Here is a 25,936-nt window from a genome sequence, read left to right on the forward strand (position 1 = left end):
TGTTGTATGAACAATTTAGAGAGCATTAAAAGAGATAAGCTTAATACTCTTATAAACACAAGCTTGCTGATAAACTCAAATTATTCCGATTTGAGTATTCTTCTAGAAAAGATAGTGGAATCGGCAATGGATGTTGTGGAAGGGGATGCTGCATCTCTTTTGATGCTTGAACCTGACGGTGAAAAACTTAGGTTTGAAATTGCTATCGGGCCTAAAGGAATTGAAGCAAAAAAAATCCTTCTCGATTTAGACGGCATTGCAGGCTGGGTTATAAAATACAACCGCAGTGCCATCATAAACGACGTATTAAATGATCCCCGATTTGATCCTACAGTGCAAAAAGTAACCGGGTATAAAAACCGCAATATGATTGCTGTTCCCATGTGCATCAAAGAAGAATGTATTGGGGTTATCGAAGTTTTAAACAAGAGGGAAGGAAAAGATTTTGATGCGGATGATTTAAACGTATTGGAACTTTTTGCTACTCAAACGGCTATAGCTTATCAAAATGCTAAGCATTACAAAAAATCCCGTGAAGAAATTATTTGTCTTCAAGATCAGCTTGAACAGGACAGAGGCTATCATACTTTTATTGCTAAAAGTAAGGTGATGATAGAAAAGCTTGAGCTTTGCCGAAACATAGCGGCTTCCGATGCTTCAGTTCTCATCTTGGGAGAGAGCGGGGTAGGAAAGGAGCTTATTGCCGAGCAGCTTCATTTGAATTCGCCGCGTGCGGATAACCCGTTTATTAGGGTTAATTGTGCTGCCTTGCCCGAAGGTTTGCTTGAAAGTGAGCTTTTCGGCCACGTGCGGGGTGCGTTTACGGATGCAATTTCGGACAGAAAGGGCCGATTCGAACTTGCCGATACAGGTACTATTTTTTTGGATGAAATAGGCGATATTCCTTTAACCTTGCAGACAAAACTTTTACGGGTTTTGCAGGAAATGACATTCGAAATGGTTGGTTCAAATAAAACTATCACGGTTGATACCCGCATAATTGCTGCTACAAATAAAAATATAGAAGAACTTGTAAAGCAGGGAAAATTCAGATCGGATCTTTATTACCGTTTGAACGTTTTACCCATATATATTCCGCCTCTTAGAAATCGAAAAGAAGATATATCGGAACTGGCTCATTTCTTTTTAAAGAAATTCAGCAAAGAGGTAAAAAAGCCCTTTTTGGGTTTTTCGCCTGATGCGGAAATGCTTATAAAGGCTTATTCTTGGCCGGGAAATATTCGGGAACTTGAAAATGCCATTGAGCGGGCCTGTGTACTGGGTAAGCCGCCCTATATTCAGGAAAAGGATTTACTTTTAAAACTTGAATCGGGAACCATTGGCGCTGATGCAAATTATTCGGATATGGATTTAAAATCGGCTGTAAATGATTTTAAAAAATCTTTTATTGTCGGAGTTCTAAATGAACAAAAATGGAATCAAACAGCTGCAGCCGAAAAGCTCGGAATACAGCGTACATATTTATCGAGATTGATAAAAGAGCTTGAAATTAAGGAGATGTAAAATGGCTTTAGAAGAAAGTAAAGATTTGGCGCAAAAAATCAACGATTTTTTACTCCAAAATAGAAAGATAGTACTTGGAGCCCTTGCCTGTATTTTAATTGCCGTTGCAGGTACGGTTATTTGGTTTATAACGGCAGAAAATTCAAGAAAGTCTTCCGTAACGAGTGTCGAAAAAATTATTTATGAACTCGAAGAATTTAAGCGTGAAGACAGGGCTAAAAACCCACCTGCCGATGAGGCTTCTCAAGAAACCGAAAAAAATGTTTCTGAGGCTGTCAAAGAGGCCGAAAATAAAGCTATTGAAGAGCTTAAACCTCTCGGAGAAAAATATGCTTCTTCATATGCAGGATTTAGGGCAAATACTGCAATAGCCGAAATTTATTTTCAGCGAAAAATGTATGAAGATGCCTTAAAGTTTTATGAGCTCGCTGCAAATGCCGTAAAGAATTCTTATGTTGAAGGTGTTGCTTGTTTTAATGCTGCAGCCTGCGCCGACGAAATGGGTGTAAACGAGAAAGCCCTTGCTTATTATGAACGAGCTTCAAAGGTTGAAAATTTCCCTCTTGTACCCAGGGCTATATTTAATACCGGCCGCTTATATGAAACCTTGTCAAAAAAGGATGAAGCTATAGTTTCTTACAATAGGCTTTTGGAAAAATATCCGCAAGACGAATGGGCGCTTCTTGCAAAGTCCCGTATAATCGTTCTTACAGGAAGTGATGCAAATTAGGATTGATTAGGGATAAATTGGAGAAATACCGGTTTATCCCTTTTTTGATTTTGAAGATATGATTGAAAAAAAATCGCCCTTATTTTTTTTTATAATTACTCTTATTTTTTCTTCATGCGGTATAGATAATATTGTTTATCTTGAGCCTCCCAAGCTGATTCATAGCCCTAGCGGACACAGTGATGAAAGTCAGATGTATTTTGAATTTGAAACCAGCGATAAAGAAAATTTAGATAATGCTTTAGGTTTTTTTAAGGGCTTCGAGGTTTACTACCGCATTTACGAGTCAGAGAGCGAATGTAAAAATTTAATAGAGAATATGATAAATTATAATACATCAAATCCGTCAAACTCCGTAAATTATCTTTTATCTTCTTACAATTTTAAACTTTTAACCCATCAGGGGCATTCATATAACGATAGACCTCTTGTTCCGGCCTTGCCTGCCGCTCCGCCTAATCATCAACTTGTAGAATTCCGGCTTGAACCTGCCGTTTCATATTCCGATGATTTTCGCATAGACGGAACAGTAAAGGGTAAGGTGCTGCGCCAGACGGGCGAGAAATTTACATCTGCAAAACAAGGAGACTATGATGTCCAATCTTCAAGTAATCCTTCCCCCGATTCGTTTTATGTTGCTGTCTTTGCGGCAGCCTACGGCTTTGACAATAGCTTTAAAACTACATACAGCGCTATTCTTTCACTTGGGTACGTTAAAATAAAGAAAAATCCTTAAAATTTCTCCAATTACTTGCAATTCTCTATGCGATATGATAAAATAAAACGCACGAGGCATTTTATGAAAATATTGAAGCTGTTGGTTTTTTGTTTTGTCTGTTTATTTGTATGCTGTTCATGCGGCGGCAGTTTGTCCGGAAATAATGCCGTTAAATACGATGTAGATAATGTTTTAAGTAAAAATGAACCTGTAACAATAAATATCTGGCATTATTACAGCGCAGCACAAAAAGAAAAATTTGATAGACTTGTGGATAGCTTTAATGCTTCGGAAGGTGCAAAATACGGAGTTTATGTCAGGGGTATCCGAAGAGCCGGAAACGCAAGCGAGATATCTTCATTTTTGGAAGATGCCTTAGCTCAAAAACTTGGTGCTGATGAAATTCCCGATATTTTTTCTGCTTATCCGGATACGGCATATAAATTTAATGAACAAGACCTTCTTTTAGACTTATCCGATTTTTTTACTCAAAAAGAAAAAGACGAATATGTAACAAATTTTTTGTACTCTTCCGGCTTCGGCATAAAAAACGAAATAAAACTGTTTCCTGTTGCAAAAGCTACCGAAGTTTTTGTTTTAAATAAAACCGCCTGGATTCCTTTTGCAGAGTCTATGGGCGTTTCATACAGTGATCTGCTTACATGGGAAGGCGTAGCAAAGGTTGCAGAATTATATTATAAATGGACCGATAGTTTAACTGTAGAACCTGATGACGGTAAACCTTTTTTTGGGCGTGATGCCTTGAGTAACTACATTTTAACCGGTACCTATGAGATGGGTAATAATATCTTCAATGTTTTAGAAAACGGAGATGTTGAATTTTTGCTCGATAAAAAAGTTTTGCGCACTTGTTGGGATAATTATTATGTTCCGTTTGTAAAGGGTTTTTTTACGGCAAAAGGAAGGTTTAGAAGCGATGATTTAAAAACAGGCGATATCATAGCCTGTGTGACTTCAACATCATCCGCAATATACTTGCCGTCAAAGGTAATCGATTCTTCGGGCAATTTCAATCCTATTGAGCTTGAAGTTTTGCCTATTCCTCATTTTAAAAATGCAAAGCACAAAACCATAGTTCAGCAGGGAGCCGGCTTGGCTGTTCTTAAAAGCAACATAAAACGTGAAACGGCTTCCGTATTGTTTTTAAAGTGGTTTACGGATATGCAAAAATATCCGGAGTTTGCCGTTTCTACAGGGTACTTGCCCGTAAAGAAAAAAGAACTCGAAAAAGAAGCTTTTATTGCTGCTTTTTGCAGTGATGATGCGTGTATTTTACCCGTAATACAAGATGCTCTTAAAATAAGCATTGAAACAATGAAAACCTCAGAGCTTTATTTTCAGCCCGGTTTTAAGAATTCGAATCAGGCCAGAAATATTCTTTCGGACTTATTGCAGGAAAAAGCAAAGAAAGACAGGGAAAAACTGCTTGCTAAAATTAAGGCAGGAAAAAACTATAACGAAGCCGTAAAAGATTTTCTTGGCGATGATGATTTTGAAGCTTGGTTTGAACAGCTTGGGAAAAAGCTGTTTGATTTAAAATAATTGGAGCGATGATGAAAAAAAGTAAAGGTAAGCGAAAATATTCTACTTCAATCTTGTCTCGGCTTTTGGTTCCTATGCTTTTTGTATTTGTTCTTCAGGCTGCAGTTATGATGGCTATGTTCTTAAACTCCGACATTCTCAAAAAATCGGGTGAAAATGCCTACGGGGTTTTAAGCGAAAAAGTTTTAAACCGTAAGCTTATTATTGAAAATGAGATGACCAATCGATGGACAAAGGTTTCTGATTTACATGATAGGGTTATCGATGTAGTTAAAAAAGAGTTGTCGGTAAACGGTATCAAAATTTATGATCTTGCGGCTAAGCCTGAAGTGCAAAACCGTATTCTTGATGAGGTTTTGCCTTATCTTTTATATGTCATAAGAAGAAATTATGTTACCGGTGTTTTTGTAGTTCTTGATGCGCCAAGTCCCTTAATAAAAAATACGGAATTTTCTTATCCCGGTTTATATATCAGAACTGATGCCCCTTCGTCTTATTCTTCAACCAATGAGGACATCGTAATATCCAGAGGGCCTTCGGATGTTATCCAAAAACATAAGATTGCATTGGGAATAGATTGGCTGCCGTTTTTTACGATTGCTCCTAAAAGCAGCGATACCTCATATAGATATTTTAATGCTCCCATTGCAGCTGCCTTAAAATATCCAAAAGAACCGTCTAAAAATTCGGCCTTTTGGAATACTCTTTTTAAATTGGATTCTTTAAGTGATGAAGTGATTACATATTCTATTCCCCTGATGGATGATAAGGGGAATATTTATGGAGTTATCGGCATAGACCTTACAGCCGGATATATTCAATCCTTTTTAAATTTTGATGAGCTGGATAATACCAAAAAGGGAATGTACTGTATGGCTGTTCGTGATTTAAACGGCAAAAACCGAAGCTTTGACCCGATAGTTTTTAACAGTATTGCAACCAATTTAAACGTCGATCATATTCCTTCTTTTGAAGCGGAGAAAACGGAATATGCCAATGTTTATACTGTCGATAAAAGCTCTATATTTGCCGAAAGGTATTGTTTAGCTGTGGAACCTTTTCATTTATACCAACGGAATGGGATGTATGAAAATCAAGAATGGGTTTTAATAGGACTGGCTCCCGAATCACGCATTCTTTCATTTTCGCAGACTCTTAAAAAAATATTTTGGCAGTCTGTTCTTGTTTCGGGCTTTTTATTTTTGGCAGGTTCTTATTTGTCGAGTAAGCATATTTCGAGTATGTTCACAAAGGTAGTTCATAAACTGCAAAACAGTGATCCCCGAAAGAGGGTAACTATCGAAAAAATGAATATAAGCGAAATAGATACTCTTATTACTGCAATAGAAAAATTAAGCGCCAGTGTTTTTAATGCGGCTTCGCGTGTGTCTACCATCATCGAAAGACTTCAGGTTCCCATAGGCGTATTTGAACACAACATTTTGATGGGAACGGTTTTTTGTAATTCGATTTGGTTTAAATTGTTCAATATTGAAAACTACACCGGGGATTCCGTTTTAAAGACGGATGAATTTTATAAACTTTTGAATCATTATGAATATTATATAAATACAAAAGACGATGAAAAGACAATCTATGCTATACCTACAGGTACTCACGGAATGGTTCGTTGGATCCGGTTTATGCAGATGAAGGAAAATGACAGGACTTTGGGCATGGCTGTAGATATTACAAAAGAAGTTCAAGACCGTAAAAAACTTGAGCTTCAAATGAATTATGATGAACTTACAGGCCTTTATAATCGATCGGCGTTTGACAGAAAAATTACCGAGGTATTTAAACAAAAGCATTTAGGCATCTGCGCCCTAGTCATGTGGGATCTTGATAATTTAAAGTATCTAAACGATTCTTTTGGCCATGCTTACGGGGATACGCATCTGATGTCGTTCGGAAAAAAGCTTGCAATGCTTCAACAGGATCGTTGTCTTGTTTGCAGGCGCTCAGGAGACGAGTTTTATACTTTCTTTTATACCTTTTCTACATCCGATGAAATTAAACTTATTTTGACGGCTTTTTGGAAAGATATACAGGAGACATCCATAAAACTGCCCAACGGAGAAAATTCAAAACTCCGTGTTTCTGCCGGCTTGGCTTGGTATCCTTATGATGCGGATAATCAAGCAGATTTAGTAAGATACGCCGATTTTGCAATGTATGATGTAAAGCACTCTTTCAAAGGTTCTTTACATGAATTTAATTTGGATGTTTATAAGAAAAACTATATAATGATTTACGGTACCGAGGCTCTCAATCAAATGCTTGAAAGAAACCTTATTGAGTATGCAATGCAGCCGATTGTTATTGCCGGTACAGGAGATATTTACGGCTATGAGATGCTTATGCGTTCTTCCCATCCGGATTTTAAAAATCCTGAAGATATTTTAAGATTGGCAAAGGCCCAATCTAAACTCCATAAGCTTGAAGAGCTTACCTTTTTTGGCGCCATGGAAACTTTTGTGCAAAAGATTGAAAAAGGCGAAATATCCAAACATGCAAAAATATTTTTAAATACGATTAGTTCTCAAGTTTTATCGGATGCTAAATTTTTTGACTTTGAAGAAAGGTTTAAACCCTATCTTTCAAATATTGTGATGGAAATTACCGAATCCGAGCCTCTTAATACTAATTTTTATGATATAAAAAATGAAAGAATTCGCAATTGGAATGCAATGATTGCAATAGATGATTTTGGAAGCGGTTACAGTAACGAATCTTCTCTTTTGTTTTTATCGCCCAATCTGGTAAAAATAGATATGTCCATAGTAAGGGATGTTCATAAGAGTCTTGATAAGCAAAACGTATTGGAAAACCTTGTTTCATACGCAAAAAAACGCGATATAATAATATTGGCTGAAGGTGTTGAAACTATAGATGAAATAGATGTATTACTGCGTTTCGGCGTGGACTTATTTCAAGGCTACTTTTTTGCAAAGCCTTCTTTCGATATTGTTCCTATATCCGAGGAAAAAATTCGGGAGTTAAATAGAATTTATTCCCTCTATTAGTTTATATTCAATGTTGCTTTGGCGGAGCCCAGTTGACCGCAGGCTCCTCCTATTTTTTGCCCTCGTTTTTGCCGGGTGCTTATATTGAACCCTGCTTTTTTTAGAAGATTTTCAAAATTGTGCACTTCGGTCTCTGACGGTCTTTTAAAATTTAGACCTTCTACGGGATTCCAAGGGATTAAATTTATAAAACACTCAAGTCCTTTCGCAAATTCGATCACCTGTCCGGCTGCTTTTTTATCCGTATTCAAACCATTCATCAAAGCCAGTTCCAGTGTCACCCTCTTGTTTGATTTTGAGTTAAAGTACTTTATTGCCTTTTTTAGTTCTCTCAGGGGATTAGTTTTGTTTACCGGCATAAGTTCAGTCCGCAAGTTTTCGTCAGCCGTCGTTAAAGAAACTGCAAGACGTACTTCAGGACCATTATCGGCCATTTCATATATCCCTTTGCATAAACCTGATGTCGAAATAGTTATGCGCCGCTTTGAAAGATTTCTTCCTTTGGGGTGAGAGAGAATGTTTATCGCCTTATTTATTTCGGGAAGATTAAGCATCGGCTCTCCCATTCCCATAAAGACTATATTATCCAGAGTTCCGGCTTCTTTTTCCAAGTGCAAAAACTGTTCAACTATCTCTGAGGCCGATAAATTTCTTAAAAAACCGATCTGGCCCGTTTTACAAAAAGCGCATTTCATAGGGCAGCCTGCCTGACATGAAACACAGGCTGTTTTTCTTTTTGCCTTGTCTGTGAGTAATACGGTTTCTATAACGGAGCCGTCATAGAGCTCGACGGCCAATTTTATTGTCCCGTCCGGGTCTTTTAAGGCTTCTTTTATTCGGGTTGAAAATAGAGAAAATTCCTCGGCAAATTTTGAGCGCATATCTAAGGAAAGGTTTGTCATATCATCAAACGTTTTAGCTCCGGCAGAAATCCAATGGAAAATCTGCTCGGCTCTAAATTTTTCTTTTAGATCGCAAAATTCGCGGAGCTCATCGGGAAGCATTCCCGAAAGAGCTCGTTCATTTTTTTTAATGGTCATTTTTTGTTAATTCGAATAAAAGATCCGAAATTGTTTGGTTTTTTATTCCCAGTTTTTGAAACTCAGCCAAGGTGTCTATTGCTTTTTGTTTTTCTTTTTTTTCGATGTAACATTGGGCCAGTTCAAGATATACTCTGTAGTTTGTATCCTCGGTGTCTTTAAGATGGGTTAGGGTAGTAATAGCCTGATCATATTTTTGCTGCAATTTGCATAATATAGCGAGACCGAGCATTGCATATGAATCGAAGTCGATGTCAAGCGCTTTTTGATAGCAATCTTTTGCATTTTCAAAATCGTTCATGCTGCGGTAGGCATCTCCGATACGTGTAAGGATTACTTTATTGTCGGGATCAAGTTCGAGTATTTTTTTCCAATATATTATCGAATTATATTGCTGATTTAATCCTCTGTAGCAGTCTGCCAGACCGAAAAGACCGTAAAAGTTATCGGGAGAGCGCTCAAGGGCTCTTTCAAAATAATAGACTCCCCGGTCAAATAGTTTCATTTTTCGGTAGCAGTTTCCAATGGATGTTAAAATTCTTATGTCTACAAATTCTCCGCTTGATTCCATTACCTTTTCCCAGTATATAAGGGCTTCCCGATATTTTTTAAAGTCGTAGTTTAGATGTCCCAAACCTATCAGGGCATAAGCATTTTTGGGAGATTTCTCTAAAACCTTTAGATACAGGTTTTCGGCCTTTTCGAATTCCTTGGTTTTTCGATAGGCATCTGCCACTCGGGTAAGAACGGTTATGTTTTTATCGTCAAATTTAAGATACTCTTCCCAGATGGCTATTGCTTTGGAAAACTGGTTCATTGATTTATAACAGTCTGCAAGGCCGAAAAGAGCATAGTTATTGCTGGGATGATGGTCAAGGCATTGTTTATAGAATTGTACAGCCTCATTGAATTTATTGTTTTTACGCTCTGCATCTCCTAATCCGACCAATGCATAGTTATTTGTAGGGTCAAGCTCCAATATCTTTTTAAAAACATTTATAGCTTCACTAATACTGTTACACTTTAAAAGGGAATACGCCTGTTTTGAAAGTTCGGATATTTCCGCTTGATTTGAATTCTCGGTGGGGAAATTTTCTTCGCTAAGGGCCGGGGTATTTGCAAATATCGGCTCAAAATCGGTTTCATTTATCCCGGTTAATTTTTCTTCACATTTGATGTCTGACATTAATCCTCCGTAAATTATGTGCACTTACATCTAAGATTCATTATTCGCTGCAATTTCAAATAAGCATACGTATAATCTCCGCCAACTGATCCAGCAAAATATCTTCTTTATAGGTATTATGTGCCAGATGGTAAAATTTTAATGCTTTTAGTTTTTGATTTTGTTTTGCGTAATAGTCGCCTATCCTTGCAAGACCATCTGAATAGCCCGTAGTAATAAAAATCCTTTCCGCAGCAGCTATATCATTCTGATTATAAAGTTCATTTCCTCTTAAGTTGAGTTTTGCCTTTTGCTCTGCAGTAAGGTTTTTTACAGGCAATTCGGCAGTTTTTATAAAGCCTTCATTTATTTCTTGCAATATCCTTATCCTTTATAAATACACTTATATAAATATATAAAAACTTGTATTAGAATATTTGACCGTAACGCTGTCACAAGCATTGATATATAAATTTTAAAACATAAGTCAGGGTAAAATGTTACATTAAAGCCGTTGTTTCAATATTCCAAAGTAAAAAATTACACAACTTAACCGTATTTGTACAATCACTCTTTAGGCATTATACTCCAGCTTTCAATTTAATTCAATAACCAATAGAAGAAAAATATAACCAAAGAGTAGAATTCTCATCTGCTCCTTGGCTATGAGGGAAATTTGTTTTTAAATTTTATTCGTCGAAGTCGTCGTAATCTAAGCCGTCATCATCGTCATATTCAAAGTCGTCATCATCAAAATCATCGTCGAAATCGTCGTCATCAAAGTCATCATCGAAATCGTCGTCAAAATCATCATCGTCAAATTCGTCATCATCGAAGTCGTCGAAATCGTCGTCGTCAAAATCATCATCGAAATCGTCGTCATCAAAGTCATCATTGTAGGAATCACTAAAAATTAGTACCTTATCGAATTTTTCCAATTCAAGATTTTCAAGCATAAACAACCCCTTGTGCTACTATTAGTTTATATCTATATAATTATAATAGATGAGAGCCAGTATTTTTGTCAACTAGATAATATCAAATTCTTGTCTTTTTTTATATAAATTATTCCGGCATTTTGTAAATCAGTAGACCTGAGCGTCCTGTTTCAAAAAATCTTTGCTCTTCCCAGCCGGAGATTATTGTTCCGTTTTGTATCACAAAATAAGTATAGATAAAGCCTTGAGGCAGCTGAGGAAGAGCTGTCTCTTTCCATTGATTTGTTTGTGAATCAAGATAGAAAAGTTTCCCTGTTCCAAAAAGGAGAGCCTTAGTTACCGGTTTTTGTGTGCCGAAATCGCATGCTGAAGCCGTAATTTCAAAGTCTCCGGTGTATTCCGTGTTTGAATTTTGATAAAAAATAACTTTTTTTGTCTTTGCTTCTTTTGAAAACAGTTCCAGTTTTACGTTTTTTTCTGCCTCTTTTAAAATTTTGCCTATTTTTTCATCGCCGGATATGGTTTTGGCCGGAGTTGAGGCTTTTATAAATTCTTCCTGATTTATTCTTGAATAGTTTCCTTTTAATAATTCTTCAAAAGAAGAAAACGAAAAATAATCAAAATTAACCTGTTCATTTTGTTCCGTTTTAAAAGCGGCAAACCATTTTTCGTCGAATTCCAATGCCGATAATTGAGCAATGTTTTCAAGGTTAAAGTTTTCGGGATTGATGAGACTCAAAAGTTCTCCATTTACGCTGTTATAACGCAGCATAGCTGAAGGGCTTTCAGACGGAAGTACGGGCGAAAAGACGGTATTTGTGTAAAGTCTTAAAAGACTTCCAAGGCCGGTTTTATAAAAGCCCTCAGCAGTCTTTGGGTAAAATTCGGCCTTTATTTCTAATTTGGGCTCTTCTTCGATTTTAAAGGTATGTAAAATCCCTGCTTTATTTACAAGAAAGAGCGGGGGATCGTACATAAGCCCTAACCCTGAAATTCTTAAAGCTTCAGTCCAAGGTTTGAAAGCTGTTTCAGGTATCGATTGGGGAGAGTCTGTTTTCTTTATACACGGTGTTTCCGAAGCCGTATCCGAGGCAAAATAATACCAGGCTATTCCGGTAGGTTTAGATTCCGTTTCGGTTTTTTCCGCTGAATCGGCCTTTTCAGGTTCGGCCTCTTTGTTTGCACAAGCGGCAACTAAGAGGGCCGAAGCCAGAAGCACAGGAAGGAACCGTGCCTTAAACAACTTATGCAAGGGCTATTACTTCAATTTCGACAAGGGCGTCTTTAGGAAGGCGGGCGACTTGCACGGCTGATCTTGCAGGATGGTTTGATGAACCGAAGATTTCTGCATATACCTCATTCATTGCAGCAAAGTTATTCATATCGCTTAAAAAAACGGTGGTTTTGATTACCTTATCAATGCTTGTTCCTGCCTGTTCCAAAATGGCCTTTACGTTAAGTAAGGATTGACGTGTTTGGGCCTTAATACCGTCAGGGAAGTTTCCTGCAGCGGGATCCAAGGGAAGTTGTCCTGATGTAAATACAAGGCCGTTTGCTTTAATTCCCTGAGAATAGGGGCCGATAGCTGAAGGTGCTTTGTTTGTTGCGATGATTTCTTTCATATAATACTCCTTAAAACAAATTTTATGAAGCCATTTTACCCTTTTAAGGCCTCATAGTCAAGCACGGGATTATGTCCGCTTTATGCGTTTAAAAAGTTCTGTGCGGTCGATTATAAAGTAGAGAGGGCGGCCGTGGGGGCAAAGGGGTTCGGGGAGGGTGAAGGTTTTTACTGCGATGTTGTATGCAGAGACGGGATCAATTATGTCGCCGTCTTTACAGGCTGCGCGGCAGGCTGAGCTTGCAAGGATGTGGTGCATTAGCCCTGACGGATCCTTTCCTGCTCCTGCAAGGTCTTCTTTTAAGTCTTTTTCGGTGCCGTGCCATCTTATGGGAACGGCCCGTATAATCCAAAGGCCTTTTTTTTCTTCATTTATCTTAAAGCCTGCTTTTTGAAGTTCAGGGAGGTTTAATCTTATTATTTCATCGTCTTTGTCCGATTCCGTTTCGATGCGGTACGGAATTAAAAGCTCCTGCGAGGGGCCTAGACTTGCGTTTAAGTCTTCAAAAAGGATTCGCTCGTGGGCGGCGTGCCGGTCTATTATATAGAGGGCATTGTTTTTTTCGACAGCTATAAAGGTTCCGCAAAATTGACCTAAAAATTTAAAATCCGGTTTTGGGAGATCTTGAGGCGCCGCCTGCACTCCATGAGCTGCAGCCGAGGTTTCAATCTGCCTTATCGGAGAGGCGGGCCAATAGGCAGATGTACGTCCCGGCCAATAGGTTTCTTTCAAGCCGGAGCTATAGTTTTGGTTTAACTCGGCGGCTTCAAATTCTTTTTTTTCAAAACCTAAATCGGGTGTGTATTCAGGTTCATAGCTTTCCTTTAAAAGATCCGATACCGTTTTTTGCCTGTAAAAAGAACTGATGGTTGAGCTTAAACTGTGATGAATTTCTTTATAGTCTTCGAATTTGGCTTCCCTTTTTGCAGGATGGATATTGAAGTCGACTCTTTCGGGTTCTACATTTAAAAAGACAAAGGCCGCCGGGAAACCTCCGTTGGGAAAATAACCTTCCGAGGCGTAGCAAGCGGCTTGTACAAGACCGTACTCGTTTATCCGCCTTCCGTTTACAAAGATGTAGATATTCCGCTTGTCGGAGCGGACTACTGCGGGGCTTCCTAAAACGGCGGTAAAGGAAAATCCGTCGCCTTCTTGGTTTATTTCGTAAAAAAGCTCCTCAGGTTCTTTAAAGCTCATGGCGGCAAGACACCGTTCTTTTATAGAAGAATGAGAAGGAAGGATGAGCTTATTTATTCCGTCAGCTATATAGCGCATTTCAATATTGTAGTGGGGGAGGGCCTTTTCGACAAAGGTTTGCCGGCATTGGGACGCCTCGTATTGGGGGCGTTTTAAAAATTTTTTGCGTGCAGGGAAGTTTTCAAAAAGGTTTTTAACTTCGACTGTTGTGCCCTTGTTTAAGCGTGCCGGAGAAATCTTTCCTAAGGAAAGTTTCCAAGCGGCAGGGCCTTCTCTGGTTGAGGTAATTTCGAGGGCACTTACCGCCTGCACCGAAGAAAGGGCTTCACCCCTAAAGCCTAGGCTGCGTAAGTGGAGAAGGTCTTCAGCTTGGTCAATCTTGCTTGTAGAATGGGTTTGAGTGCAAAGTTCCAAGTCTTCCCTTGTCATACCGCAGCCGTCATCGCTTACCCTGATTGTACTTATTCCGCCTTCTTCAATTTCTACTATAATTTGAGAGGCTCCCGCATCTATCGAGTTATCCAATAGTTCCCGCACAACAGAGGCCGGCCTTTCGATAACTTCTCCGGCTGCTATTTTGCTTGCGGTTTCTTTTGATAAGAGCTTAACGGGCTTGTATTCTCTCATGTTTTTTTCCTTAAAATATCGGCTGCAGCATCGGCTTAATCTTCACCGGCTCCTGCGAACAGATCAAGTTCAGGTTCTTCTTCGGGCAGGATGGGCTGATTTACTAATATTTGAATTTTTCCTTCCATTTTGTCGATATCCTTTTCAAGCCCCTTGGCAAGTTTTATGCCTTCTTCAAAAAGGGATAGAGCTTTTTCCAAAGGAATATCGGCAGAGCGTATATCGTCACTTATTTTTTCAAGCCTTTCAAGTCTTTCTTCAAATTTTTTCATAGACAGATACTACCTTTTTTTTTGATGAGGGTCAAGCCTGTTTTGCAAATTCTGATACTGCCGATATAGAAACAATAGCGTTGACATAATTTATAAGTTTTGATAAGATAATTATATACTAAAATTGTGATTTATCGATACAGGATTGAGAGGAAAATAAATTGAATAAATAGACAAAAACAGCCGCCGTTTACAGATTTTAACTTTCTTAATTAAGATAATTTCTCAAAAAACTAAGTTTTTAAGATTGCTGTATGGTGTGCGTTTTAAGTTGTAAACTTTTTTGTCTAGGAGTTCAATTATGTTAAAGAATTTTATTAAGTGCATCTGCACTGTTTTTAAATACGGAGCCTTTCCGGCTGTAGTTTTATTTTTTCTTTCGGTTTTTACGGGCCTTACCCTTCCTTTTACGGTTTTATATACTCAAAAGCTAATAGATTCTATAATCTTATTTTTAGAAAATTCTATTGTTCTATCTTCCGTTTTATGGAATGCCGCTCTTTTAGCCCTCATAATTCTTTTTATGAATCATGTGAATTTTATAAGCAATATAGCCTTTATCTATCTTGAAAAAAAATTGACTTATAATTTATCGGAAGCTGTTTTGACCAAGATGCTGAAGATAGACTTTGCATGTTTTGAGGATCCTGCCTTGCACGATGCCCTAAAGGAAATAAGGAACCGGCCTGCAAAAAAGGTTATAAATCTTTTTAAGGAATGCAGGGCATTCCTTTGCGACAGTATAAAACTTTTCGGAATGATTTTTATCTTTGCAAAGGTTTCTCGTTGGCTTAGTTTGGGCTTTTTTGTCTTTTTGGTTTTGGATTTTATAAACGAATATATTGCAACAAAAAAAATCCAAGCCATCTATGCTTCTCAAGTTTTTGATGAAAGAGAGCTTGAAGATTTAAGCTCTCTCCTTTCAAACAAGGAGGCCCTGCCCGAATTAAAAATATTTTCTGCAGTTCCGTTTATCGTAAAGAAGTTTAAGGATAAGTATAAGGTTTTGTTAAAAGAAAGAATATCGATTACCTTAAAATCTTATCGCTACATGGGTATTGCTTCCGTAATAATGATAGCATGGTTTTCTTTTTTAATTTTTGTTTTGATTAGGCTGGTTATAAGAGGCGGGGTATCGGCCGGAATGTTTACGGGGTTTATTACTTCGCTAACGGAAATTTATTATTTACTCGCACTTATGTCTCAAAGTTTTTGGGGCTTAATCGACGATAATAAGAGCATAGACTTTTTATACACCTTTATGAATCTTCCCCATGATATTCATTATAAAGAGATATGCGGTAAGGAAAAAACTTTAGAGAAAGAAATTTTAAAGCAAAAGAATTTTGATAAAAAAAATGCAATTATTTTTGAAAATGTTTCTTTTTCTTATCCTAATTCGGAAAAGGAAGTTTTAAAAAATATTTCGTTTAGGATTGAGCCGGGGTCTCATATCGCCTTGGTGGGAAGAAACGGCAGCGGAAAAACAAGTTTGATTAAACTGATAACCGGGCTTTATAAACCCTCAAGCGGAAGTATCTTTATAGGTACAAAAAACATAAAGTCCCTTTCCCGTGCAGAACTTCATCGGAATTTTAGTGTTGTGTTTCAAGACTATGCAAGTTATCAGATGAGCTTGCGCGAAAATGCCGCTCTGGGGTGTATCGAATTTTTAAACGATGATGAACACTTAAAAAAATCCCTTGCCCTTGTTTCCGATGATCCTGTCTTTGATGATTTGGATAAACATCTCGGAAAACTGGAAGAATCCGGAGTTGAGCTTTCGGGAGGACAAAGACAAAAACTTGCAATTGCAAGAGCTTGTGCCGCGAAAAGCGATTTTATAATCTTTGATGAGCCTACGGCTTCGTTGGATCCTTCTGCCGAAAGGGAGATGTATCAAAATTTGCAAAAAATTATAGACTCTTCCAATCAGGGGCGGGGTTGTATTTTTATTTCGCACCGTCTTGCAAGTGCAAAAATGGCAGATCTTATTTTTGTGCTCGACGAAGGAAAAATAATCGAAAAAGGCTCCCATGATGAACTTATTCAACAGGGCGGACTTTATTCTAAGATGTACAAGGAGCAGGCTTCTTGGTATCAGGAGGTTTGATAAACAGTTCGGCAGAAATTCCGCCTCACTGTTTATCTGTCGAGTTTTGTACTTTCAGTACAAAACATCGCATTATTTTATGTGTGCTTTAGGCACACACTTGAAAAAAAATTTCAGGATTTAATAATCCTTGCAAAAAGTTTTTATGAGAGGAAATTTATGAAAAATAATTATCTATACCGTTCTTTTAAATTTACATTCGGGGTTAGTCCTCTTTCTCATATTTTAGTTTTAATTGAAGAGATTTGGCAGGCCTTGTTTCATTCTATAGCTGCTTTTCTTTTAAGCGGTTTTATCGATACAGTCATAGCTTATTCTCAAAAACAAGTTGAGGTCAAAGTTCTTTATTTTTATGCTCTGAGTTTTGCTTCTCTTTACATCTTACAGGAATTATGGGCTCTTGTGTATAACGGTGCAATGAATATCGGAATATATGAAAAGCCGAATAATTATGCCAATCTTTTGATTGCCGAAAAGGCTTCACGATTGCGCCTAATCGAATTTGAAGATGCGAATATTTTAAACATGTATAAGTATGCCAAGGATAATATCGAAAACGAATATGTTCCTTATCTTGTAATGCGTATGATTTATATTTTGTGCCGATTTATCGAAATAGCTTCATTGACTTTTGTAATCACCAAATTCGATTGGCAGCTTTTCTTTGTTGCTGCCGTTTCGGTTATTCCGTATTTTATTACCCGCCTTATTCGGGGAAAAGAAATGTATAAATATAAATCGATCCAAATTCCTGAAGAAAGAAAATTGGATTATCTTTGGTCTCTTTTTACCGATAAGAGTGCAGGGAAGGAGTTGCGCATTTCAAAATCCGATGAGTATATAAAAGAAAAATGGCTTCAAAAGAATAAGGAAGTTTTTGATCCCTTTTGGAAGTTAAAGAAAAAAGATGCTTTTTCGGTTTTGTTTTGCGACATGCTTTCTTCTATAGGATACGGGATTGCAGTTTTTGCCTGCCTCTATCTTGCCTTAAATAGAATTATCAGTATCGGAATGCTCGGAGCTGCAATAGGATCTTTTACAATGATTCAGTTTTGTATGCGGAATCTTTTGGAAGCCTTAGGCTCGATTTCAATGTATGCCGCTCACACAAAACACTTTTTCGATTTTTTGGATTTACCCGAAGAAGCTAATATGGAAAAGTCTGACGATGAATTTAAAAAATCAGCCGCCGAATCCAAGGATTCGGCTTACAGTTTAAAAAATTGTATCGAATTAAAAAACTGCATTGAATTGAAAAATGTTTCTTTTTCATATCCGAACAACGATAAAACAGCCCTTGATTATATAAGTCTTTCTATTAAAAAAGGTGAAACGCTGGCTCTTATAGGCGAAAACGGTTCGGGAAAAACCACTCTTTCTAAAATTATTTTAGGGCTGTATGATGCCGGTGCAGGGGAAGTGCTGTGGGACGGCGTCAATATAAATTCGATCGATAAGAGCTCTCTTTATAAAAATATTTCTCTCACCCTTCAAAGACCCGTTCAATATAATTTTAGTTTAAGAGAAAATGTCGCAATTTCCAATTTGACAAGGATAAACGAAGATGTAAAAATTATAGGGGCTTTAAAAGAAAACGATGCCGATTATCTTTTAGAAAAAATGGGAGGCCTTGACGGAAGACTTGGGCGTATTTTTAATGGTACTGAACTTTCGGGCGGAGAATGGCAGCGTCTTGCCCTAAGCCGCTGCCGTTTTAAAGAGGCTGATTTTTTAATCCTGGATGAGCCGACTTCGGCTCTTGATCCTATCGAAGAAAGCCTTGTGTTAAAACGATTTATAAGCCTTATAAAAAACAAAACTGCCGTAATCATTTCGCATAGGGCGGGATTGTGCAGGCTTGTAGACAGGGTAGCTCTTATGAAGGAGGGGAGGCTCCTAGCCCTCGGTACTCACGATGAGCTTTTTTCTTCTTGTGATGAATATAGAAGGCTTTATTCCGCTCAAGCCGATTTGTACAGGGATTAGTTCCAAATTTTTAATTTTTTTTGCTTATACCTTGATTAAAATATAAAAATAATGTATCCTTTTCACAACATTTTATGAGAGGAAGCTTAAATTGGTACCCTTGATTATATTAAAGGAAGGCGATAAGGCCTCCGTGCTTAAATTTGACGGAACGGGGGCGGAATTTTCCCGTCTTCGCAGTCTTGGAATAGATATAAATACGGAAATAACCGTTGTTACTTCTCAGGCCGATAAAAAGGGGCCTATTTTACTTTTGGTAAACGGTTCAAAATATGCGGTAGACTATAATCTTGCCTCTAAAATTTTGGTGCGGTTATAGATTGGAGGTGTAAATGACTCTTGATGAATTGGAACAGGGGAAAAAAGGAATTATAGAAGACCTTGAAATAAGCGGTATGACCTTGCAAAGGCTTATAAGTCTGGGTTTTACTCCGGGGGCCGAAGTTTCTGTTGTAAGAAAGGCCCCGCTTTTAGATCCTTTTGACATTTCCATATGCGGCTCTCTTGTAGCAGTCCGCAAGGATGAGGCTAAAAAAATAATTGTAAAAGAAGTTTAGAATATGAAAAAAGAAAAAATAAATATTGCTTTTGCCGGTCAGCCTAACTCCGGCAAGTCAACACTATTTAACATGATGACGGGAGCTCATCAGCATGTTGCAAACTACCCCGGTATCACGGTAGAGAAAAAAACGGGAGAATATTTTGCTCTTGACCAATCGGTTTTTATTACCGACTTGCCGGGCACTTACAGTCTTACTTCCTATTCACCGGAAGAAAGGGTAACCCGCAATTTTATTCTGCGTGAAAAACCTGAGCTTTTGGTAAACATTGCCGATGCCTCAAATTTGGAAAGACATCTTTATCTTACATTTCAGCTTTTGGAGATGAACTGTCCTCTTGTCATGTATTTGAACAAGATGGATTCTGCAAAAAATTCAGGTCTTCAAATTGATGTAGACAAGGTTTCCTCCCTCTTAGGCATTCCTATAATCGCCGGTTCAGCCAAGAAAAAAGAAAAGGTAAACGAGTTAAAAGAGCTTATTTCAAAGACAGCCGAAAGCTCCGAACCTCAAAATCCTTTTATGCTTAGCTACGGTAAGGATATGGAATCCTACTTGGAACAAATAGTCGAAAAGTTAAAGGCTTCTGCAAAAGAAGAATTTTTTCCTATTCCTCTAAGATGGCTTGCAATCAAGCTTTGCGAAAAGGATGCTGCCGTTATCGAAGAAGAGGGTAAAAATTTTACAAATTTTGAATCCGTTTTAAATTTTATAAAGGAAATCGAAGCGGAACACAAGGAAAAACATAAACACAGCTTTGAAATCGAAATAGCCCTTGCAAGATCTGCTGCTGCAAAAAAAATTGTTGAAGCTGCTGTTTTAAAAAAAGAGCTTGAACAAAAAGCCGTCGAGACCTTAAACATTAAAAGAAAGGTTTCCGAGGCTGTTGCCGCCCTTATTCTTTGTTTTGTAACTTATGAGATTTTGGATTCGCTTTTTTTGCTTTTGCCGATTCCCATCTTTGCAAACAACATTCTCCGCTTTGTTCTTAGTCTGGCCGGAGCTCTTGCCTTTACGGGAGGAGCAGCTTTTATCTATAGTAAGGGCGGGGCAGGCAGTATAAACTCGACCGATAGGATCGATAAGGTGCTTTGTCACAAGGTTTACGGCCTTTTGATCTTGGTCGAGCTAGTTTTGGTCTTTTATTGGATAACCGTAGTTTTGGGTTATAAGATGACCGATAAGGTTTTCCCGATATTTAAATTTGTGCGCACGGTAGTTTCGCAGCTTATTTATCCTGAAGGGCTTATAAACGAAGGTCCTTTGAGAGGCCTATTTTTAAGCGGAATAATTGACGGTGCAATAATGATTCTAAACTATGTGCCCATCTTTTTCTGCTTGTTTGCCTTAATAGCCTTTTTGGAAGATGTCGGATACATGGCCCGTCTTGCCTTTATCATGGACAGGGTTTTACGCAAATTCGGTTTACACGGACAGTCAACCCTTCCTATGATTTTGTCTGGCGTTATAATGGGCGGCTGTGTTGTTCCCGGTGTTATGTCCACAAGAACAATCCGTGACGATAAATCTCGCTTGGTAACTATCCTAATCTTGCCTCTGCTTAACTGTATGGCAAAGATTCCCTTTTATGTTTTAATTACGGGAATATTTTTTACAAGCTATCAATGGATAGTGCTGGGCGGAATTTCATTCTTTACTTTGATTGTGGCCTTGATTGTTGCAAAATATTTCAGTCTCTATGTTGTTCACGGCAAGCCCGAACCCTTTGTATTGGAGCTTCCGGCCTATAATATGCCGACATTAAGAGGCGTTTTAATCCGTACTTTCGAACGCTTATGGAGTTTTATAAAAAAAGTTGCGACTACGGTAGTAGCAGTTTCGGTTATTATCTGGGCGGGTGTAAACTTTCCCTCTTTGAACACGGAAAAAACCGCTCAATACGAAGCAAAAAAAGAAGCCTATATTCAGGACTTTGCAGGAAAACTAAATAATTCCTATTCCCAATATTTTGCTTCCGAAAAAGGTTTTATAGAATATCAGCGCCTAAACGAAAAGCTTTATTTATATGATGCCTTAAATTGGTTCGGCGGAGCTAAGGGAACGGAAAGAAATGTAAACAGGCTTTTTTTACAAAATCCCGAATTTACAAAAATAGCCTTAAAGGGAAAAATCGAACTTGGCAGCAATGTAGGTGCTTTTAAAAACTACCTTGATATGTATTCTGCCGCAAAAAAAGATTTTGATAAGGCTTACGAGGGTGCTCAAGAATTTCAAAAGCCTATTTTAAAGGCTTCCTTTTATGCTTATTGGCAAAAGCTCAATCCTTTCTTCTTTGCCCTTGTCAGAACAGGAAAAATAAAAATTTCAGGCACAACCGTAATCGATTCTGAGGCCGCTGCCGCAGCAAAGGCTATACGCCCTGCAAGTGCCGACCTAAAACTGATTGCAGTACAGCTGCGCAAAGAAACCTTGGAAAATTCTATTTTGGGATACATAGGAAAGGCTATGGAGCCCGTTACAAAATATGCAGGTTTTGACTGGAAGGTAAACATTGCTATTTTAGGTTCCTTTGCTGCAAAAGAAGCCCTTGTTTCTACCTTGGGCACTATTTACAGTGTCGAGTCTTCAAGCGAGGATTCGGGGAAGGTTTTGGAAGCCCGCATTCAGGATAAGGAAACCGGTTTGACCCCCTTAGACGGGCTTACAATTATGATTTTGATAGCTCTATTCCCGCCCTGTATTGCTACCGTTATGGCAACAAAGACCGAGACACAGAGCATAGGATGGACCTTGTTCAGTGTTCTCTATCCTGTAGTCTTGAGCTCTCTGGTTGCCGTCCTTGTATTCCAGCTGGGAAGATTATTCGGTTTTTGATTTTTTAAATTATAAATTTTAGAGGAGTTATATAAATGAAAAAAATAAGCATTGTATTTATTTTAATGATGTGTTCTATCATACTTTTTGCACATTCGCCCCTTTTGACTGTTGAGGATAACGGGGACGGAACTATCTATGTGCAAGGCGGATTTTCAAACGGAGCAACAGCTGCAGGCGTTAAACTTTATCTTACCGATAAGGCTACGGGGCAAAAAATCTGGGAAGGAGAATTCCCCGATGTAGGCGAACTCAATCTGCCTATTCCTAATGTTCCGTATACCGTAACTTTTGATGCAGGCCCCGGTCACGTAATTACAAAAGACGGCCCCGAACCTGAAGGCGGCTTCGGTAGTCAGGCTGCTCCTTCTGAAGCGGCAGGAGAAAATGAGTCATCGGGTGATACTTCTCCGGTGCAAAAGCCTCTTGTTACTTCAGGCTCCGCAGGCTGGGTTCCTATGGATACCGTTTCGGCAATGCCTGCTGTCGGCCCTTCATTTACGGCCATTTTAGCCCTTGTGCTTTCCGTAATAAATTTGATACTCATTATCTTCCTCTTTAAAAAACAAAAAAGGTAGGTTTTAAAAGTGAAAAAAATAATCCTTTTCCCGTTGCTTTTGTGTTGCACGGCTCTGAGTCTTTTTGCTCATTTTCAGATTGTTTACACTCCGTCTTCAATAATCGAATCTTCAAAAAATACAGTAGATTTTATAATTTCTTTTACCCATCCCTTTGAGTCGGGCCTTACTATGGATATAGGTAAAAATGAGGCAGGCGAAATAAAGGGTTTAAAAGAATTTTATTCTATTCATAAAGAAAAAAAATCGGATTTAATACCTTTTTTAAAAGAGAGCGAATTTGCGTCTTTAGAAAATAAGGCCTTTGCCTATACCTTCGAATTTAATAAGGATGCGGGTTTTAAAGGCGGCGGAGACTGGGTTTTGGTCGCCGTTCCTCATCCTTATTTTGAAGCTGCCGATGACGGATATATTCAGCAGATAACCAAGGTCTTTATCAACAAGGCTGGGCTTTCAACCGATTGGCAGTCAAGAGCTGCTGAAGGTTATCCCGAAATTATGCCTCTGGTAAAACCCTACGATGTTTGGGAAGGAGGAGTGATACGGGCCCTTGTTTTGGATTCCGATGGAAATCCCGTGCCCTACGCTCAGGTTGAATTTGAAAATGTGAACTACGATGTGGATATGTCGAACAAGAAATTTACAGGCGAGCCCAAACTTCAAAAAGCAGGAGCAGGGCTGATAATGGCCGATAATACGGGCGTTTTCGAATTTATCCCTCCTTGTCCGGGGTATTGGGGCTTTGCCGCCCTCGGTGCAGGTAAGGAAAAAGAATTCGGAGGTAAGGAGCTTTCTCAGGATGCCGTTATCTGGTTTGAAGTTATGAAGATTGAAGCTGCCGCAGAAAATTCCGTAGCCGATATGACCGGCGAATCTTCATCTGCAGATGAAGGTAAGAGCGGGAAAGCAAGACCCAAAGACGGATTTTCGCCTGCAGCCTTGGTTATTGTAATTTTATTGTTCGTGGTTATGTTCGCCTGGCCTCCGATTTTTAAAAAGATTTCGGATAAGGCTGAAAATAAATAGTAAAAACAAGCCCGAGGGCTTGTTTTTATTCTGAAAATAAGGTAGATTGTCAGAAGAAATTTACATTTAAATAGGAGTTTTTCTATGAAAAAATTTACAGGAATAGTTCTTTTATTCTTTGTAGCTATGGCTTCATTTGCACACTTTCAAATGATTTACACCCCGACTTCAATTGTTGAGGGCAGCTCTGTCGATTTTAAGATTGTTTTTACCCATCCTGCCGACGCGGGTCACACAATGGATATCGGTAAAAACGAAGCCGGTGAAATAAAAGGTTTTGAAAAATTCTTTTCGGTTCACAAGGAAAAGGTACAGGATTTGCTTCCCTCTTTAAAGAAAACAAAATTTGCTGCTTTAGAAAGTGAGGCTTCTGCCTATGATCTTACCTTGAGCAAGGATAACGGTTTTAGAGGAGGCGGAGACTGGGCTCTTATCGCTGTTCCCCATCCTTATTATGAAGGTGCTGAAGGTAAGTATATACAGCAGATAACCAAGGTATTTATTAATAAGGGTGATCTTGCAACAGACTGGAGCTCAAGATGTGCCCAAGGTTATCCCGAAATCATGCCCTTGGTAAAGCCCTATGATGTTTGGGTCGGCGGACTTTTCAGAGGTGTTGTTGTAGATTCAAAAGGCAAGCCCGTTCCCAATGCTGAAATTGAAGTTGAATATATCAACTTTGATGTGGACATGAAGGCAAGCAAATTTATCGGTTCGCCGAGAACTGAGGCTGCTGCAACAGTTATTCTTGCAGATAAAAACGGTGTATTCTCCTTTGTTCCTCACAAGGCCGGTTACTGGGGTTTTGCTGCTTTAGAAGCAGGAAGAACCAAGAAATTTGCCGGTAAAGAACTTTCTCAAGACGCAGTACTCTGGATTGAGGCAATGCCGGTAAAATAAGGGTTTCCTTATGACATTAGGAATGGTCTTGACTATTTCCATAGTTGCAGGTGTTATTGTCTTACTCATCCGTAAATATTACAGGATATTTAAGGGTAAGGCTTCAGCCTGCAGCTGTGGAGAAAAAAACATCAATCCTAAGAGCGGCTGCAGTTGCGGATGCTGCGGCTGTTCTGCGGGAAAAAAAGAAAGCTAGTTTCTTTTTACTTTAAGCAAAGCTGTAATTTTTTTGTTTAAATAAAAAGTTAGCTATAGATAACTTATATTAACTTAAAGGAGTTTTTATTATGGTTAATAAAAGAATTGGTGCAAAAATTGCACTTATCTTGATTACACTTGCAGTTCTTTTTACTGCATGTAAGTCGATGCCTGCTGCAAAAATGAACGATAAACTTGCAGCCGGTATGGAGTTGGCTGCTTGGAAAGGTGAATGGGTTTCGGCAGATATTATAAAAGATAACCCTGCTTTAAAAGCAGCGTATAAGAAAACTGCTGCCGATATGCCCTTCTACACAGCTGAAGGTCTTGAAGCTGCTGCGTTGGATATGTACAGAACACCTGTGGTAAAAGCAAAGTTTGACGGTTCAAACACTGTTCTTTTTACCTATATGGATAAAGAAGGTAAAGAAATGCAGATTTCCGTCAAATACAAGTACATAGGACAAAAAGCCGATATGGAATATCCCGATTCTATGTGGGAAACATTTGAAGTTGCCGAAGAAACACCTGAAAATGCAAAATTTAAATATTTTATAGCACTTCCTCCTCATGGACATGGTGACGGCCCCCAGCACTGGCATGCACGTTTTGGCAGCCGCAGTATTGGCAGCCTTATTTCCGGTGCCGGAAAATGGCCTACATACTATTCTTCATCCATACCAAAATCTGACCTTGTTAAAATGTTTGAATCCTCAATCTCGAATATGCCGAAGTGGCTTCCTGTTTCCCCTTTTGAATCCTATGCCAAGCATGGTAAATGGATTAATAGTATTTCTATGGCAGAGAGCACCGCGAAAGAAGTTGAGGCTGTTTATGCAAAAGTTCTTAAAGAATATGCAGGAAAAAATCCTAAGGGCGGAGACTTTACAAAACAGGATGTAATTAATCAGTTTAAAAAGGTATACGGCCCCGGTAAAGATTTTACACACATGGATTTTATTGTAAAAAACGGAAAAAATGAGCTTGTTATATCTAAAGACGGAAAAGAAATTTTCAGATCTTCTTATGTAAGAGTTGCTGCTTCTAAAGCTAAACCTTATCTTACAATGAAGGCAGAAAAAAATAATGCCGGAAAATATTCTTTAATTTCTTTTGTTGTTGTACATGGAGATCCTGCTCACTTCCATTTGTTCTATGGAGCTAATGAGGAGGAGATTGCAAATCAAGTTGGTACACCCACATGCTATAAGGCTGAAAGAAGCAATGCTGAAATCGCCGCAGGTATGGAAAACTCAATCAAACGTCAACTTGATTCTCTTATTAAGACTAAAAAATAAATTTTGTTGGGAACCCTTTG

The 25,936-nt window shown here is 38.5% G+C and carries 23 protein-coding genes; 15 read left to right on the forward strand and 8 right to left on the reverse strand.

The annotated features are described in order from the left end of the window. Positions 1–6: 6 nt before the first annotated feature. The 5 genes from E4O01_RS03215 (at position 7) to E4O01_RS03235 (ending at position 7,561) form a co-directional block, all read left to right on the forward strand. Positions 7–1,524 (forward strand): sigma-54 interaction domain-containing protein, encoded by a 1,518-nt coding sequence (locus E4O01_RS03215; protein WP_253694318.1) that lies wholly within the window; start codon positions 7–9, stop codon positions 1,522–1,524. Between the two features lies 1 nt (position 1,525). Next, entirely contained in the window at positions 1,526–2,254 is a 729-nt protein-coding gene (locus E4O01_RS03220; protein WP_253694320.1) for a tetratricopeptide repeat protein, read from the forward strand. 58 nt (positions 2,255–2,312) lie between these two features. Beyond that, a complete protein-coding gene (locus E4O01_RS03225) occupies positions 2,313–2,990 on the forward strand; it encodes a hypothetical protein (RefSeq protein WP_253694322.1) in 678 nt (225 codons plus the stop codon). Between the two features lie 63 nt (positions 2,991–3,053). Beyond that, entirely contained in the window at positions 3,054–4,535 is a 1,482-nt protein-coding gene (locus E4O01_RS03230; RefSeq protein ID WP_253694324.1) for an extracellular solute-binding protein, read from the forward strand. Positions 4,536–4,546: 11 nt separating this feature from the next. Then, entirely contained in the window at positions 4,547–7,561 is a 3,015-nt protein-coding gene (locus tag E4O01_RS03235; RefSeq protein ID WP_253694326.1) for an EAL domain-containing protein, read from the forward strand. On the opposite strand, the gene rlmN is transcribed toward E4O01_RS03235, so the two are convergent. From rlmN to xseB, 8 genes are all read right to left on the reverse strand, one after another. Continuing rightward, positions 7,558–8,601: a dual-specificity RNA methyltransferase RlmN gene (gene rlmN, locus E4O01_RS03240; protein WP_253694328.1), complete on the reverse strand. Its 1,044-nt coding sequence runs from the start codon at positions 8,599–8,601 to the stop codon at positions 7,558–7,560. The two genes, E4O01_RS03235 and rlmN, sit on opposite strands and share 4 nt — an antisense overlap. Next, complete coding sequence (locus E4O01_RS03245; RefSeq protein WP_253694330.1) at positions 8,591–9,787, reverse strand: tetratricopeptide repeat protein; 1,197 nt, start codon at positions 9,785–9,787, stop codon at positions 8,591–8,593. The genes rlmN and E4O01_RS03245 overlap by 11 nt, the downstream gene beginning before the upstream one ends. A 55-nt stretch (positions 9,788–9,842) precedes the next feature. Further along, positions 9,843–10,145 carry a hypothetical protein gene (locus E4O01_RS03250; protein WP_253694332.1) on the reverse strand — a complete coding sequence of 101 codons (303 nt, stop codon included), beginning with the start codon at positions 10,143–10,145 and terminating at the stop codon, positions 9,843–9,845. A 310-nt stretch (positions 10,146–10,455) separates the two neighbouring features. Beyond that, positions 10,456–10,722 carry a hypothetical protein gene (locus E4O01_RS03255; protein WP_253694334.1) on the reverse strand — a complete coding sequence of 89 codons (267 nt, stop codon included), beginning with the start codon at positions 10,720–10,722 and terminating at the stop codon, positions 10,456–10,458. Positions 10,723–10,831: 109 nt separating this feature from the next. Beyond that, positions 10,832–11,923, reverse strand: a complete 1,092-nt coding sequence (locus tag E4O01_RS03260) for a DUF8086 family protein (RefSeq protein WP_253694336.1) — start codon at positions 11,921–11,923, stop codon at positions 10,832–10,834. 25 nt (positions 11,924–11,948) lie between these two features. Continuing rightward, positions 11,949–12,326, reverse strand: coding sequence for a RidA family protein (locus E4O01_RS03265; protein ID WP_253694338.1), 378 nt, complete (start codon positions 12,324–12,326; stop codon positions 11,949–11,951). Positions 12,327–12,395: 69 nt separating this feature from the next. Then, positions 12,396–14,150, reverse strand: a complete 1,755-nt coding sequence (mutL, locus tag E4O01_RS03270; RefSeq protein ID WP_253694340.1) for a DNA mismatch repair endonuclease MutL — start codon at positions 14,148–14,150, stop codon at positions 12,396–12,398. Between the two features lie 35 nt (positions 14,151–14,185). Next, the gene (gene xseB, locus E4O01_RS03275) at positions 14,186–14,422 is read right to left on the reverse strand and encodes an exodeoxyribonuclease VII small subunit (RefSeq protein WP_253694341.1); all 237 of its coding nucleotides are present in this window, start codon (positions 14,420–14,422) and stop codon (positions 14,186–14,188) included. A 301-nt stretch (positions 14,423–14,723) separates the two neighbouring features. Between xseB and E4O01_RS03280 the strand changes: the two genes are divergently transcribed. From E4O01_RS03280 to E4O01_RS03325, 10 genes are all read left to right on the forward strand, one after another. After that, positions 14,724–16,535: an ABC transporter ATP-binding protein gene (locus E4O01_RS03280; RefSeq protein ID WP_253694343.1), complete on the forward strand. Its 1,812-nt coding sequence runs from the start codon at positions 14,724–14,726 to the stop codon at positions 16,533–16,535. 159 nt (positions 16,536–16,694) lie between these two features. Beyond that, positions 16,695–18,521, forward strand: a complete 1,827-nt coding sequence (locus E4O01_RS03285) for an ABC transporter ATP-binding protein (protein WP_253694345.1) — start codon at positions 16,695–16,697, stop codon at positions 18,519–18,521. A gap of 55 nt (positions 18,522–18,576) precedes the next feature. Next, positions 18,577–18,840, forward strand: a complete 264-nt coding sequence (locus E4O01_RS03290) for a FeoA family protein (protein WP_371819629.1) — start codon at positions 18,577–18,579, stop codon at positions 18,838–18,840. A gap of 13 nt (positions 18,841–18,853) precedes the next feature. Then, positions 18,854–19,078 (forward strand): FeoA family protein, encoded by a 225-nt coding sequence (locus tag E4O01_RS03295; protein WP_253678566.1) that lies wholly within the window; start codon positions 18,854–18,856, stop codon positions 19,076–19,078. A gap of 3 nt (positions 19,079–19,081) precedes the next feature. Beyond that, positions 19,082–21,916 (forward strand): ferrous iron transport protein B, encoded by a 2,835-nt coding sequence (gene feoB, locus E4O01_RS03300; RefSeq protein ID WP_253694347.1) that lies wholly within the window; start codon positions 19,082–19,084, stop codon positions 21,914–21,916. Positions 21,917–21,951: 35 nt separating this feature from the next. After that, a complete protein-coding gene (locus tag E4O01_RS03305) occupies positions 21,952–22,494 on the forward strand; it encodes a hypothetical protein (protein ID WP_253694349.1) in 543 nt (180 codons plus the stop codon). 9 nt (positions 22,495–22,503) lie between these two features. Then, positions 22,504–23,520, forward strand: coding sequence for a DUF4198 domain-containing protein (locus tag E4O01_RS03310; RefSeq protein ID WP_253694351.1), 1,017 nt, complete (start codon positions 22,504–22,506; stop codon positions 23,518–23,520). Positions 23,521–23,604: 84 nt separating this feature from the next. Further along, positions 23,605–24,420, forward strand: coding sequence for a DUF4198 domain-containing protein (locus tag E4O01_RS03315; RefSeq protein WP_253694353.1), 816 nt, complete (start codon positions 23,605–23,607; stop codon positions 24,418–24,420). A gap of 10 nt (positions 24,421–24,430) precedes the next feature. Beyond that, positions 24,431–24,616 (forward strand): hypothetical protein, encoded by a 186-nt coding sequence (locus tag E4O01_RS03320; protein WP_253694355.1) that lies wholly within the window; start codon positions 24,431–24,433, stop codon positions 24,614–24,616. A gap of 91 nt (positions 24,617–24,707) precedes the next feature. Then, positions 24,708–25,916, forward strand: a complete 1,209-nt coding sequence (locus E4O01_RS03325) for a ZinT/AdcA family metal-binding protein (protein ID WP_253694357.1) — start codon at positions 24,708–24,710, stop codon at positions 25,914–25,916. Positions 25,917–25,936 lie beyond the last annotated feature (20 nt).

Origin of the sequence: Treponema sp. OMZ 790, assembly GCF_024181285.1 — a bacterium.
Lineage (GTDB): Bacteria > Spirochaetota > Spirochaetia > Treponematales > Treponemataceae > Treponema_B.

Excerpts from the sequence above, each read along its gene's own strand:
- E4O01_RS03215 (WP_253694318.1), top strand. The coding sequence starts at position 7 with ATGAACAATTTAGAGAGCATTAAAAGAGATAAGCTTAATACTCTTATA.
- E4O01_RS03220 (WP_253694320.1), top strand. The coding sequence starts at position 1,526 with ATGGCTTTAGAAGAAAGTAAAGATTTGGCGCAAAAAATCAACGATTTT.
- E4O01_RS03225 (WP_253694322.1), top strand. The coding sequence starts at position 2,313 with ATGATTGAAAAAAAATCGCCCTTATTTTTTTTTATAATTACTCTTATT.
- E4O01_RS03230 (WP_253694324.1), top strand. The coding sequence starts at position 3,054 with ATGAAAATATTGAAGCTGTTGGTTTTTTGTTTTGTCTGTTTATTTGTA.
- E4O01_RS03235 (WP_253694326.1), top strand. The coding sequence starts at position 4,547 with ATGAAAAAAAGTAAAGGTAAGCGAAAATATTCTACTTCAATCTTGTCT.
- rlmN (WP_253694328.1), bottom strand. The coding sequence starts at position 8,601 with ATGACCATTAAAAAAAATGAACGAGCTCTTTCGGGAATGCTTCCCGAT.
- E4O01_RS03245 (WP_253694330.1), bottom strand. The coding sequence starts at position 9,787 with ATGTCAGACATCAAATGTGAAGAAAAATTAACCGGGATAAATGAAACC.
- E4O01_RS03255 (WP_253694334.1), bottom strand. The coding sequence starts at position 10,722 with ATGCTTGAAAATCTTGAATTGGAAAAATTCGATAAGGTACTAATTTTT.
- E4O01_RS03265 (WP_253694338.1), bottom strand. The coding sequence starts at position 12,326 with ATGAAAGAAATCATCGCAACAAACAAAGCACCTTCAGCTATCGGCCCC.
- mutL (WP_253694340.1), bottom strand. The coding sequence starts at position 14,150 with ATGAGAGAATACAAGCCCGTTAAGCTCTTATCAAAAGAAACCGCAAGC.
- xseB (WP_253694341.1), bottom strand. The coding sequence starts at position 14,422 with ATGAAAAAATTTGAAGAAAGACTTGAAAGGCTTGAAAAAATAAGTGAC.
- E4O01_RS03280 (WP_253694343.1), top strand. The coding sequence starts at position 14,724 with ATGTTAAAGAATTTTATTAAGTGCATCTGCACTGTTTTTAAATACGGA.
- E4O01_RS03285 (WP_253694345.1), top strand. The coding sequence starts at position 16,695 with ATGAAAAATAATTATCTATACCGTTCTTTTAAATTTACATTCGGGGTT.
- E4O01_RS03295 (WP_253678566.1), top strand. The coding sequence starts at position 18,854 with ATGACTCTTGATGAATTGGAACAGGGGAAAAAAGGAATTATAGAAGAC.
- feoB (WP_253694347.1), top strand. The coding sequence starts at position 19,082 with ATGAAAAAAGAAAAAATAAATATTGCTTTTGCCGGTCAGCCTAACTCC.
- E4O01_RS03305 (WP_253694349.1), top strand. The coding sequence starts at position 21,952 with ATGAAAAAAATAAGCATTGTATTTATTTTAATGATGTGTTCTATCATA.
- E4O01_RS03315 (WP_253694353.1), top strand. The coding sequence starts at position 23,605 with ATGAAAAAATTTACAGGAATAGTTCTTTTATTCTTTGTAGCTATGGCT.
- E4O01_RS03320 (WP_253694355.1), top strand. The coding sequence starts at position 24,431 with ATGACATTAGGAATGGTCTTGACTATTTCCATAGTTGCAGGTGTTATT.
- E4O01_RS03325 (WP_253694357.1), top strand. The coding sequence starts at position 24,708 with ATGGTTAATAAAAGAATTGGTGCAAAAATTGCACTTATCTTGATTACA.